The sequence below is a fragment of the Haematobacter missouriensis genome (assembly GCF_000740775.1).
Lineage (GTDB): Bacteria > Pseudomonadota > Alphaproteobacteria > Rhodobacterales > Rhodobacteraceae > Haematobacter > Haematobacter missouriensis.
On the sequence record NZ_JFGS01000026.1, the window covers coordinates 17,433 to 29,617 of the forward strand.

13 protein-coding genes are annotated in these 12,185 nt (G+C 62.0%); 10 read left to right on the forward strand and 3 right to left on the reverse strand.

Features of this window, described 5'->3' with window-relative positions:
- Nucleotides 1–117: 117 nt before the first annotated feature.
- The 6 genes from bamA to lpxB all read left to right on the forward strand — a co-directional run bounded on the left by bamA (nucleotide 118) and on the right by lpxB (nucleotide 6,525).
- A complete protein-coding gene (bamA, locus tag CG51_RS14010; protein WP_051930616.1) occupies nucleotides 118–2,535 on the forward strand; it encodes an outer membrane protein assembly factor BamA in 2,418 nt (805 codons plus the stop codon).
- Nucleotides 2,536–2,541: 6 nt separating this feature from the next.
- Entirely contained in the window at nucleotides 2,542–3,171 is a 630-nt protein-coding gene (locus CG51_RS14015) for an OmpH/Skp family outer membrane protein (RefSeq protein WP_051930618.1), read from the forward strand.
- Nucleotides 3,172–3,234: 63 nt separating this feature from the next.
- Nucleotides 3,235–3,759, forward strand: a complete 525-nt coding sequence (gene fabZ / locus CG51_RS14020) for a 3-hydroxyacyl-ACP dehydratase FabZ (RefSeq protein WP_084695201.1) — start codon at nucleotides 3,235–3,237, stop codon at nucleotides 3,757–3,759.
- Nucleotides 3,756–4,553, forward strand: coding sequence for an acyl-ACP--UDP-N-acetylglucosamine O-acyltransferase (gene lpxA / locus CG51_RS14025; RefSeq protein ID WP_035746018.1), 798 nt, complete (start codon nucleotides 3,756–3,758; stop codon nucleotides 4,551–4,553). The genes fabZ and lpxA overlap by 4 nt, the downstream gene beginning before the upstream one ends.
- Nucleotides 4,550–5,368, forward strand: coding sequence for an LpxI family protein (locus tag CG51_RS14030; RefSeq protein ID WP_035746019.1), 819 nt, complete (start codon nucleotides 4,550–4,552; stop codon nucleotides 5,366–5,368). The genes lpxA and CG51_RS14030 overlap by 4 nt, the downstream gene beginning before the upstream one ends.
- Nucleotides 5,365–6,525 (forward strand): lipid-A-disaccharide synthase, encoded by a 1,161-nt coding sequence (lpxB, locus tag CG51_RS14035; protein WP_035746092.1) that lies wholly within the window; start codon nucleotides 5,365–5,367, stop codon nucleotides 6,523–6,525. Before CG51_RS14030 ends, lpxB begins: the two co-directional genes overlap by 4 nt.
- Here the strand turns inward: lpxB and mnmA are convergent.
- Nucleotides 6,522–7,661: a tRNA 2-thiouridine(34) synthase MnmA gene (gene mnmA, locus CG51_RS14040; RefSeq protein ID WP_035746020.1), complete on the reverse strand. Its 1,140-nt coding sequence runs from the start codon at nucleotides 7,659–7,661 to the stop codon at nucleotides 6,522–6,524. The two genes, lpxB and mnmA, sit on opposite strands and share 4 nt — an antisense overlap.
- 132 nt (nucleotides 7,662–7,793) lie before the next feature.
- Here mnmA and sciP point away from each other — a divergent pair, with 132 nt between their 5' ends.
- The 3 genes from sciP (at nucleotide 7,794) to CG51_RS14055 (ending at nucleotide 9,940) form a co-directional block, all read left to right on the forward strand.
- Nucleotides 7,794–8,081, forward strand: coding sequence for a CtrA inhibitor SciP (gene sciP / locus CG51_RS14045; RefSeq protein WP_035746021.1), 288 nt, complete (start codon nucleotides 7,794–7,796; stop codon nucleotides 8,079–8,081).
- A gap of 80 nt (nucleotides 8,082–8,161) precedes the next feature.
- Complete coding sequence (gene ctrA, locus CG51_RS14050; protein WP_035746022.1) at nucleotides 8,162–8,881, forward strand: response regulator transcription factor CtrA; 720 nt, start codon at nucleotides 8,162–8,164, stop codon at nucleotides 8,879–8,881.
- 57 nt (nucleotides 8,882–8,938) lie between these two features.
- Nucleotides 8,939–9,940, forward strand: coding sequence for an LLM class flavin-dependent oxidoreductase (locus CG51_RS14055; protein WP_035746023.1), 1,002 nt, complete (start codon nucleotides 8,939–8,941; stop codon nucleotides 9,938–9,940).
- A 57-nt stretch (nucleotides 9,941–9,997) separates the two neighbouring features.
- Here CG51_RS14055 and CG51_RS14060 read toward each other — a convergent pair whose 3' ends face one another.
- Entirely contained in the window at nucleotides 9,998–10,720 is a 723-nt protein-coding gene (locus tag CG51_RS14060; protein ID WP_035746095.1) for a Bax inhibitor-1/YccA family protein, read from the reverse strand.
- Nucleotides 10,721–10,864: 144 nt separating this feature from the next.
- On the reverse strand, nucleotides 10,865–11,023 hold the full coding sequence (locus CG51_RS19625; RefSeq protein WP_084695202.1) for a DUF1127 domain-containing protein: 159 nt from the start codon (nucleotides 11,021–11,023) through the stop codon (nucleotides 10,865–10,867).
- A gap of 202 nt (nucleotides 11,024–11,225) precedes the next feature.
- Between CG51_RS19625 and CG51_RS14065 the strand changes: the two genes are divergently transcribed.
- Nucleotides 11,226–12,116 carry a LysR family transcriptional regulator gene (locus tag CG51_RS14065; protein ID WP_051930620.1) on the forward strand — a complete coding sequence of 297 codons (891 nt, stop codon included), beginning with the start codon at nucleotides 11,226–11,228 and terminating at the stop codon, nucleotides 12,114–12,116.
- Nucleotides 12,117–12,185: the final 69 nt, after the last annotated feature.

The following is a 12,185-nucleotide window of genomic DNA, read 5'->3' on the forward strand; positions in this document are numbered from 1 at the left end:
ACCCATGGGCCTTTTCTGCCACGCGTGGCCTGCATTGGCGCGCGAGTGTTTTGACACGGACGCGCTTTCGGGCTAGTCAAAGTCAAACACAAAAAAGGGCAGAGCGGGGGCTTGCACATGGCGGAACGGAACGGGGCCCTCGGGGTGCGCCGCGATCGCTTGGGCGACCGGGCGCGAAGCGCCGCGATTTCGCTGTTTCTAGGGACGGCTGCGGCCTCGGCGCTGATGGTGCCGGTGGTTTACGCGCAAAGCTACAGCTTCTCCACCATCCGCGTGGTCGGCAACCAGTATGTCGATACGGCGACGATCTCCACCTATGCGGGCATTTCGCAGGGGCGGACGGTTTCCGCTGGGCAGCTGAACGATGCCTATCAGCGGATCATGAACTCCGGCTTGTTCGAATCCGTCGATCTGGAGCCGCAGGGCTCCACGCTTGTCGTCCGGGTCACGGAATATCCGATGATCAACCGGATCGCCTTCGAGGGTAACCAGCGGATCAAGGACGAGCAGATCGCGGCCGCCGTGCAGTCCAAGGCACGGCATGTCTATTCGCCGAGCCAGGCTGAGCAGGACGCCGCCGCGATCACCGACCTTTATCGCAATTCCGGCCGGGTCGCCGCGATTGTCGAGCCGAAGATCATCCGGCGCAGTGACAACCGTGTCGACCTCGTGTTCGAGGTTCGCGAAGGCGGCGTGGTGGAGATCGAGCGGATCAGCTTCAGCGGAAACCGTTCGTTCTCCGAAGGGCGGCTCCGGCAGGTTCTGGCCACGAAACAGGCCGGTCTGCTGCGGCGGCTCATATCGTCCGACAGCTATGTCGAGGACCGGGTGGAGTTCGACAAGCAGCTTCTGACCGACTTCTATCGCTCGCGGGGCTTTGCCGATTTTCAGGTTCTCTCCGCGACATCCGAATTCTCTCGCGACCGGAATGCTTTCTTCCTGAACTTCAACCTTCGCGAGGGGCCTCGCTACACTGTGGGCCGCGTCTCCGTGGGCACCGATCTGCCTGATATCTCCGTGCCGGAGTTTCAAGAGGCGCTGCGCATGTCGTCGGGTGGCTACTACAACCCGACGGAGATCGACGCGAACATTACCAGGCTGGAACGGCTCGCACTCCAGAAGGGCATGAACTTCGTCCGGGTGGAGCCGCGGCTGACCCGCGATCCGCAGAACGGAATCGTGAATATCGAGTTCTTCGTGAACCGTGGCCCGCGGGTGTTCGTCGAGCGGATCGACATCGAAGGGAACCAGACCACTCTGGACCGGGTGATCCGGCGGCAGTTCCGGGTGGTGGAAGGCGATCCCTACAACCCACGCGAGATCCGCCAGACGGCCGAGCGTATCCGTGCGCTCGGGTATTTCTCCGATGTGCAGGCGAATGCACGTCCCGGCAGCACGCCCGAGCAGGTGATCGTCGATGTGGATGTGGAGGAGCAACCGACCGGCTCCCTCTCCTTCGGCGTGAGCTATGGCGTGGATTCCGGGGCCGGCTTCTCCGTCGGGCTTTCCGAGTCGAACTTTCTCGGCCGCGGGCAGACGGTTGCGCTGAACCTCAGCTCAGGAACGGAGGATACCAATACCTCCTTCACCTTCATCGAGCCGTTCTTCCTTGATCGCGATCTGCGGCTCCGGTTCAATCTCTATTACAACCGTGGCTCCACCTCGAACCGGATCCACTACAACACTCAGCGCGCCGGTATCGTGCCGTCGATCGAGTTCCCCATCAGCGAGCAGGGGCGGCTTGAACTGCGTTACCGGCTCTCGCGCGACAAGCTGACGAACGTGCCTTACGGCGATCCTGCGGCGAACGGCGATCCGACAATCAACAACACCGGCTCCTCCATGATCCTTCATCGGGAGGAGGATGAGGGCGCGCTCATCACCAGCTCGGTCGGCTACACCTACAAGTTCGACAACCGCACCACCGGCCTGACGCCGAACCGCGGCGTCTATTTCCAGTTCGGCCAGGATTTCCTCGGCGTCGGCGGCGATGTGAAGGCGATCACGACCACGGCGCTGCTGGGTGCGGAAATGAAGGTCATGAACGAGGATGTCACGCTCCGCGCAGAGGTGGAGGGAGGCAATATCCACATGCTCAGCGGTCAGGACAGCCGGGTGACGGATCGCTTCTTCCTGCGGGGCAAGATGCGTGGCTTTGAATCCTCAGGCATCGGCCCGCGCGACCTCAGCGTATCGAACGAGGATGCGCTTGGCGGGAATATTTTCGCCGTCGCTCGTCTGGAAGCGGAATTCCCACTTGGTCTGCCGCAGGAATACGGCATCTCGGGTGGTCTGTTCTGGGATGTCGGCTCGGTCTGGAGTCTCGACGACACGCAGGGTGGCCCCTATTACGGCTCCTGCCCGATCGCGAGTTGCGAGGTGGATGATAGCCTGCACTGGCGGTCCGCCGTCGGCTTCTCCGTGTTCTGGACGAGCCCGCTTGGCCCGCTGCGGTTCAACTTCTCCAAGGCGCTGGTCAAGCAGGATTACGACCGGGAACAGAATTTCGACTTCACGGTTTCCACCCGGTTCTGACGGAAGATGCGCGCACGACCGATCGCCTGGCTGATTTCCGCTGCTCTCTGGGGCGGCGGCGCGGCGGGGCAGGAGGCCGTGCCCGCTCCGACTGTACCGAACGTCTGGCCCATGCCGCATCCGGCTGCCGCCGTCACCCCGCTTCTGACCGTCGATCAGGAGCGGCTGTTTGCCGAAAGCGCCTTCGGGAAGGCTGCGCAACAGGCGCTGGAAGATGAGTCCCGCGCGCTCGCCGCCGAGAATCGCCGGATCGAAACCGAACTGGTGGAGGAGGAGCGCGCTCTGACCGACCTCCGCAAGACGATTCCGGCGGAAGACTTTCGCAAGCGCGCCCAGGCGTTCGACGGGAAAGTTGTCCGCATCCGGCAGGAACAGGATGCGAAGTCGCGCGATCTCGGTCGTCGCACGGACGAGGACAGAAAGCGCCTTCTGCAGGCGGCTGTGCCGATCCTCGCGCAGCTCGTCGCGGAGCGTGGGGCGGTCGCGGTTCTGGATGTGCGCGCCGTCCTCATCGCCTCAAGCCAGATCGATATTACCGATGACGCGATCACCCGGCTGGACACGGTGCTGGGGGAGAATCCCGGTGCAGAGGAGATGCCGACACCTCCCGTCGAAGGTGCGCCCGGAACGCCCTGACCCCGGCTTGTCAGCGCCGGGGGGAGTTGCTAGTCAGACACCGACAGCCCGAGGAGGTTTCCGATGCCCGACACCGAGGCCGCCGAGGCCAAAACACCCGCGCCAAAGACCCGCCCCACCATACTGGAGGGGCCTGCTCCCGATGCGGATATCCAACTGGTCCAGCGGCTGATTCCACACCGCTATCCCTTCCTGCTCATCGACAAGGTCGTGCAGATCGAGCTCAACCGCCGCGCCGTGGGCGTGCGGAACGTATCGATCAGCGAACCCGTGTTTCAGGGGCACTTTCCGGGCGTCCCGGTGTTTCCAGGCGTGATGATCGTGGAGGCGCTGGCCCAGACATCGTGTGTGCTGGTCAGCCTGACGATGGACCTGCTGGATAAGAATGCGCTGGTTTACTTCATGTCCGTCGAGCAAGCCAAGTTCCGGCGCAAGGTCATCCCGGGCGACGTGATGGAACTGGAAGTTGTCGTGAAGCGCGGCGGCGGGAAGGTTTGGAAGTTCGACGGCACCGCGCGTGTTGATGGGGAAATCGCCGCGCAGGCTGAATTCACCGCGATGATCGACCTCAGCCGGGCGCCCGCATGAGCATTGCCGCCTCCGCCAATATTCATCCGAGCGCCTTTGTAGAAGAGGGCGCCGTCATCGGCCCCGATTGCTACATCGGCCCGTTCTGCACCGTGGGTGCGGAGGTGACCCTGGGCCGGGGCGTCGTGCTGAAGAGCCATGCCGTTCTCACCGGCTGGACGGAAATCGGCGATGAGACTGTCGTTTTTCCCTTCGCCTGCATCGGGGAAATTCCGCAGGATCTGAAGTACCAGGGCGAACGGACGCGGCTGATCGTCGGTCGGCGCAATCGCATCCGCGAAGGTGTGACGATGAACACCGGGACCGCGGGTGGCGGTGGCGTGACGCGTGTCGGCGACGACAACCTGTTCATGACAGGCGCCCATATCGGCCACGATTGCGAGATCGGCCATCGCACCGTGATGGCGAATCAGGTGGCTATCGCCGGGCATTGCCATATCGGCGACGACGTCATCATCGGCGGGCTGTCCGGGGTGCATCAATGGGTTCGGGTCGGGCAGGGCGCCATCATCGGTGCGGTGACCATGGTGACCAATGATGTCATTCCCTACGGTCTGGTTCAGGGTCCGCGGGGGGAGCTTGACGGGTTGAACCTTGTCGGGTTGAAGCGGCGCGGCGTGGAGCGGGCGGAGATTTCCGCGCTCCGGTCCGCCTATCAGGTGCTGGCCTCCGGCGAGGGTGCGTTCGTGGACCGGGCGCGGAAGCTCGCTACGGAGACGCAGAGCGATCATGTGCGGCAAGTGGTGGATTTCATCCTCGGCGAGACTGATCGCTCCTTCCTGACGCCGCGATGAGCAGGGTCGCCATCATTGCGGGCACCGGTCGTTTGCCCGCGCTCCTCGCCGATACGCTTGAGACGCGGAAGGCAGGGTTCGTCCTTGCCGGCCTGCCAGGTGTCAGCGTTGAGGGGCGGGTTATGGAGCCATTCCGGTTCGAACGTCTCGTGCCCTTCATGGATCGGCTGCATGAGCTTGACGTGGACAGGTTGATCTTCGCGGGTGGGCTCCGCCGTCCGAAGCTGGAACCCGATCAGTTCGACAGCCGCACGATGCAGCTCATACCCCGCGTGGCTGCCGCCATGCAGGGGGGAGACGATGCCATCCTGCGCGAGGTGCTGGCGATCTTTGAGGAGGACGGGTTTCGCGTTGTCGGTGCGGATGAGATCGCGCCCGAACTCGTTCCCGAGGCGGGTATCCTGACCACCGCGCAACCTTCGCCGGCCGATGAACGGGACGTGGCGCGCGCGGCAGAGATCGTGCGCGCCATCGGAGCGGTCGACGTGGGACAGGGTGCCGTGGTGGCGCAGGGCCTGTGTCTTGCGGCGGAGTCGCTTCCCGGAACCGATGCGATGCTTGACTGGGTTGCCGGGATGCAGGGCCTTCGCCCCGATCCGGGTGGCGCCCGGGGTATACTCTACAAGGCGCCGAAACCTGGACAGGAGCGGCGCATGGATCTGCCCGCCATCGGCCCGCGCACTGTGGAAAGAGCTGTCGCGGCAGGGCTCGCCGGTGTTGCGTTCGAGGCAGGCGGCGTTCTTCTCATCGACCGGGCGGAGATGGTGGCCATCGCCGAGGCCGCCGGCCTGTTCCTGTGGGCCCGGCAGCCTTGAAAGCCTATCTCGTCGCCGGTGAGCCGTCGGGAGACAGGCTCGGCGCGGCGCTGATGGCGGGCCTGAAGGAGCTCGTGCCCGAGATCGAATTCGTCGGCGTCGGAGGTCCCGGCATGGAGGCGGAGGGGGTGCAGAGCCTCTTTCCCATGGAGGAACTCTCCGTCATGGGGTTGATGGAGGTTCTGCCGAAGTATCGTCATCTTCTTCGCCGCAAGGATCAGGTCGTGGCCGACGTTCTCCGCCATCGGCCGGACGTGCTCATCACCATCGACGCGCCGGATTTCTGCCTCCGTGTCGCTGCGGGGGTGAAGGAGGTCCGCCCCGAGCTGCGCACGGTGCATTACGTGGCGCCCTCCGTCTGGGCGTGGCGTCCGGGGCGGGCGAGGCGGATGGCGCGGATGATCGATCACGTGCTTGCCATCCTGCCTTTCGAGCCCCCCTACATGGAAGCCGCGGGCATGAGCTGCGATTTCGTTGGACATCCCGTCGTGGCGGAGCCCCAGGCCACAACGGAAGAGGCACTTCGCTTTCGCCTCGCCCATGACATCACCGAGGAAGAGCCGCTTCTCCTTGTCCTTCCTGGTTCGCGGAAGGGAGAGGTGGAGCGACTCGCGCCGGTTTTCGGTGCGACGATCGCGGCGTTGCCGCAGCGCCCGCGTGTGGTGTTGCCCACCGTGCGCGGCGTCGCCGATCTTGTGGCGGAGGTGACCGCTCGGTGGCCTGTGAAGCCGTTGATCGTGCCCCCCGATGCGCCGGAGATGAAGCGGGCGGCCTTCGCCGCTGCAGACGCGGCGCTCGCCGCCTCAGGCACGGTGTCGCTGGAACTGGCGGCAGCGGATGTGCCCATGGTCATCGCATATCGGTTCAACGCCCTCACATGGATGATGATCCGCAGGCTGGTGCGCGTGGACACCGCGACCTTGGTCAACCTGGTGAGCGATACGCGCGCCGTCCCGGAGTTCATCGGCGAGAACTGCCGCCCGGAGAGAATAGCGCCTGCGCTTGCAGAACTCCTTTCCGGCGGGCCGCTTCGCGCCGTGGAGACGGAGGCGATGGCCAGAACGATGGAGCGTCTTGGCCGTGGCGGAGAACCGCCCGGGCTCCGCGCTGCGCGATCCGTGCTCCGCGTGACGCCTGCCTTGCTGCGCGGGGACTAACGGCCCCGCCAGATCCAGCCGCCACCCAGCACGCGGCTACCTTCAGGCGCATAGAACACGCAGGCCTGTCCCGGAGAGACGCCTTCTTCGGCGTTCAACAGCTCCACTTCAGCTTCCGTCGCCGAAAGCGGGCGCAGAATCGCTTCACGCGGTGGGCGAGTGGAGCGGACCTTTACCGTCACATGCCATTCGGTCTGCGAAGTGAAGGGCGCATCGCCCAGCCAGTTGATCTCGCGGAGCGGCACCCGACGGGTTGCCAAAGCGGCGCGCGGTCCGACAATCACCCGACGGCTATCTGGATCGAGCCGGATGACGTATAGCGGCTCACCTGTCCCGCCGATGCCGAGCCCGCGCCGCTGCCCGACCGTGTAGTGGATGACGCCGCGGTGCTCACCCAGAACATTGCCGTCAACGTGGACCACCTCGCCCGGATCGGCGGCACCCGGCCGCAGCTTTTCGATCACGGCGGCATAGTTTCCGTCCGGCACGAAACAGATGTCCTGACTGTCGGGCTTGTCTGCCACCGGCAGGCCATAGCGCGCTGCAAGCGCCCGTGTCTCCGCCTTGGACGCCAGGTGGCCCAGCGGAAAGCGCAGGTAGTCGAGCTGTTCCGCCGTTGTGGAGAACAGAAAATAGGACTGATCGCGATTCGGATCCGCCGCGCGATGCAGTTCCGCACCATGAAGACCCGTCTTGCGCTGGATATAATGGCCAGTGGCCATGCAATCCGCATCGAGATCCTTCGCGGTTTCCAGCAAGTCCTTGAACTTCACCCGTTCATTGCAGCGGATACAGGGAACGGGCGTCGCTCCACCGAGATAGGCATCGGCGAATTCGTCGATAACGGCCTCCCGGAAAGTGTTCTCATAATCCAGAACGTAATGGGGAAACCCCATTTCCTCCGCCACGCGTCGCGCATCGTGAATATCTCGGCCAGCGCAGCACGCACCTTTCTTCGCAAGCGCCGCCCCATGGTCGTAGAGCTGGAGCGTGACACCGACCACGTCATACCCCTCGGTCTTGAGCTGTGCGGCCACCACGGAACTGTCAACGCCACCGGACATGGCGACGACGACGCGTGTTTCGGAAGGCGGCTTCGCAAAGCCGAGCGAGTTGACGGCAGTGTCTCGGGGCATGGCTGACCTCTGGAATAGCGTGGTAATATAGGAAAATTAGACAAATTCACAACCCATCGCTTCACCTGTCTTTAAGACCCCTACTTCTAAATAGTCAGACCGGCAGCAACTTCTGTGGAGAGGAAGTCGAGAATGTTTCTTAAAAAAGTGGATGGGCGGCGGACCGTGACCCTTCCCGACGGTACAATTCTTTCGCGTGCGGACCTGCCGCCGGCCGACACGCGGCGCTGGGTTGCGAGCAGGAAGGCCCTAGTGGTGCGTGCTGTTACCTATGGGCTGCTGTCGAGAGAGGAAGCGATGGATCGCTATGCGCTCTCGGACGAAGAGCTGGATATTTGGTCAAACGCAATCGCAGCCCACGGTGAAAGTGGCCTGAAAGTCACGACAATTCAAAGGTATAGACAATCAACGGTTGAATAATATCTATATTCCTCCACGGTAACGTGTAATTAACCCTTCTACTGCAGGGTGAAAGCGTTAAGCTAACCGGAGGGATGACAATGCGAATTCTGCTGGTGGAGGATGATCCGACCACTGCGCGCAGTATCGAGTTGATGCTGAATCACGCGAACCTCAATGTCTATTGTACGGACATGGGGGAGGAGGGCATCGATCTCGCGAAGCTGTATGACTATGACCTGATTTTGCTGGATTTGAACCTGCCGGACATGAACGGTCATGAAGTGCTTCGCCAGCTTCGCATGGCACGGATTTCCACGCCGATCCTGATTCTCTCCGGGTCTGACGACACGGATTCGAAGATCAAGGGCTTTGGGTTCGGCGCGGATGACTACATGACCAAGCCATTTCACCGGGACGAGCTCATCGCGCGTATACACGCGATCGTCCGCCGGTCCAAAGGGCATTCGCAACCAGTCATCCCGACTGGCAAACTCAGCGTGAATCTGGATGCCAAAACGGTGGATGTGGCGGGGCGCCCCGTGCACCTTACCGGCAAGGAATACCAGATGCTCGAACTGCTGAGCCTGCGTAAGGGCACGACGCTGACCAAGGAGATGTTTCTAAATCATCTCTATGGCGGGATGGATGAACCGGAACTGAAGATCATCGACGTTTTCATCTGCAAATTGCGCAAGAAGCTCTCGCAGGCGACAGGGGGGGAGAACTACATCGAAACGGTGTGGGGGCGAGGCTACGTGCTACGCGATCCGGTGGAAGAAGCGATGTCGACGAACGTCAAAGCTGCGCTCAGCGCCTGAACGACGGTTCCATTCCTCTCCTGCTCGCCCCACATAGGGAGGGAAAGGGGAAGACCAATGCAATATTCACTCCTCGACCTCGCGCCGATCTGCGAGGGACAGAGCATTTCCCAAGCCTTTGCGAGCAGCCGGGACCTTGCGCGACATGCCGAGAAATGGGGTTACCACCGGTTCTGGCTTGCCGAACACCACGGCATGCCGGGTATCGCCTCCGCGGCGACGGCCGTTGTCATCGGCAACGTTGCCGGAGCCACAGAAAGCATTCGTGTGGGGGCAGGCGGTATCATGCTGCCCAACCACTCGCCACTTGTGATCGCCGAGCAGTTCGGGACGCTGGCGGAACTCTATCCCGGGCGTATTGACCTCGGTCTTGGCCGGGCGCCCGGCACCGACATGGCGACCGCGCATGCCCTTCGGCGCAGTCACGACAATGGCGACGGCTTTCCGCAGGATGTCGTCGATCTCATGCGGTTCATGGGCGAGGCCGATCCCTCTGCCCGTATTCGTGCGGTGCCGGGCGAAGGAACGCATGTTCCGGTGTGGATTCTCGGCTCAAGCCTCTTCGGCGCTCAACTGGCAGCCTATCTGGGTCTGCCCTATGCCTTTGCCTCGCATTTCGCCCCTGCGATGCTGGCGCAGGCTGCGGAGACCTATCGCAGCAGTTTTCGACCCTCCCCGCATCTGGAAAAGCCGCATTTCATGATGGCGATAGGAGTCTTTGCCGCCGATACGGACGTAGAGGCGCATTATCTGCGCAGCTCGATGATCTTGTCGTTCGCGCGGCTGCGCACTGGCCAGCCGGGTAAATTCCCCCCGCCCGTCAGGGATATCGAAAGCCAGATACCCGCTTCCGTTCTTGCTTCGGTGGGAGAGGCTCTGTCCTGCTCCGCGACCGGATCACCTGAGACAGTCCGGCGGGAGTTGAGCGCACTCATAGACCGGTATCGTCCCGATGAGGTCATGCTTACCGGGCAGATCTATGACCATGCTGCACGTTTGCATTCTTTTGACCTTGCAGCAAAGGCCATGAAGGAAATAGGCGCCGCGGCAATGGTCTAACACCAAATGAAAAGGGCCGGTCCCGATGACCGGCCCCCTTACGTAGTAGCGGCGCGCTTACTCGCGGTTACCCATGAACTGCAGCAAGAACATGAACATGTTCAGGAAGTTCAGGTAGAGGCTCAGCGCACCCATGATGGCGGATTTCCCCAGCCACTCGGAGTTGCCACCGGCTGCCATCTGCACGTAGGTGGCCTTGATGTTCTGAGTGTCATAAGCCGTCAGTCCGGCAAAGATCAGCACACCGATCACCGAAATCGCGAACATCACCGCAGGCGAGCCGAGGAAGATGTTGACGATCGACGCAACGATCAGGCCGATCAGACCCATGACAAGGAAAGTGCCCATGCCCGACAAGTCGCGCTTGGTCGTATAGCCATAGAGGCTCAGGCCGGCGAAGGCGATAGCGGTGACAAGAAATGTCTGCGCGATCGAGATGCCGGTGTAAGCGGCAAAGATATAGCTGATCGACAGGCCCATAAGAGCCGCGAAGAGGAAAAACACCCCCTGCGCGGCGGCTTGGCTGAGCCGGTTGATCATGGCGCTGAAGCCGAAGACCACGGCCAGCGGCGCAAACATTACCACCCACTTCAGAGGCGAGCCGAAAATCTGAGCCAGCAGTGCCGGGTTGGAGCCGACGAACCAAGCCACAACTGCCGTCACGCCGAGACCGGCGGACATAAGCCCGTAGACCTTGTTCATGTGAGCGCGAAGACCCTCATCGATCTGCGCGGTTCGGACACCCGCCTGACCCATGCGGACCGAATTGTAGTCTGCCATCAATTCCTCCATATATTCAGGGATCTCCCCAGTTCCGAACGGAGACCGGGCGACCTCCCCCAATATCGGTATGACGGCAATATGTTTCAAGCGGGTTAAGCCCCGGCCTCGCAGGCCGCGAACAGTCGCGTCAGCGCAGGTCCGTTAGCGCCGCCAGTGCCGCGGCACATCCCAAGCAGGCCGCTTCACCTCCCCCTCCGCTTCGTGTCGCGTGAGCCCGATATCGGCGAGGAGCCTGTCATCTAGAGCGGAAAGGTGCAGCCGTTGGCGACGGAGAGACTGCGCATCAAGCATGTAATCCATGATTGATTTCCGGGTGTTGCGAGCCGTTTCTGCATTTCTTGCGAAGCGGCTGAAAGGAGCTGTGAATACACCGAACATGATCCGACCTCTTCTCTTGGCCGGCGCCTTTCAACCGGCCTCTTACGATTTCTGTTGTCAGATATGATGCTTTATATGGTATAATGAAAACGAATGTTTGTGCTGTATGTCATCAAGGTGTGTGATGATTAGGAACCTCGATCTTGTCGCCCTGCGTTCATTTGTCACGGTGGCTGAATCCGGCGGTGTCACGCGCGCCGCGGGTCTGCTCAATCTTACGCAATCCGCGGTATCCATGCAGATACGGCGATTGGAGGACGCACTCGGTCTTCAGCTTTTCTGCCGCGCCGCCAGGCGGATGTCGCTGTCGGCGGAAGGAGAGCAACTGCTGACATATGCGCGCAGGATGCTGGAACTGAATGACGAGGCGCTCGCCCGGCTGACAGCTGATGTATATGAGGGCGAGCTGCGTATCGGCGTGCCGCACGACATCGTATATCCGCAAATTCCGATGATCCTTCAGCGGTTCGCCGCCCTTTACCCGCGAATGAGAATCAATCTCGTTTCCTCCTTCACGACCACCCTGAAAGCTTCCTTCGGACGGGGGGAGCTGGATTTCATCCTGACGACGGAAGAAAATGTGGGCGAGGATGGCGAAGTGCTGGCTGAGCGGGATCTGATGTGGATCGGTGCGCCGGGGGGGATGGCGGCGCAGAAGCGGCCGCTGCGGCTGGCGTTTGAGGAGCGCTGCAGGTTCCGGCCTCTGGCGATCGCGGCGCTCGATCGGGCCGACATACCGTGGGAAATGGCGTTCGACGGGCAGTCGGAACATGTGATGGAGGCGACCGCGGCCGCCGACCTGGCCGTCACTGTGCGGATCGGCGGGGGGCTTCCCCAAGGTTGCGTTCCTGTCCCTTCGGAGGCCAACCTGCCGGACCTTGGCTGGACGCAAATCTGCCTTTATAGGGCGGGCGGCGGCAACAAAGAGATTCGCGACGCGCTCGCCCAAGCCTTTCGTCAGGCTTACGGAGGGCAGGGGTTGCGTGAGCCTCTCCGGTTGCACGTTGCAGAATAGGAAATGAGAAGAGACATTTTTCGCTTTCTGCAATTGAAATGTGTAAAGCAGCCCTGTTTTTCTTCTAAA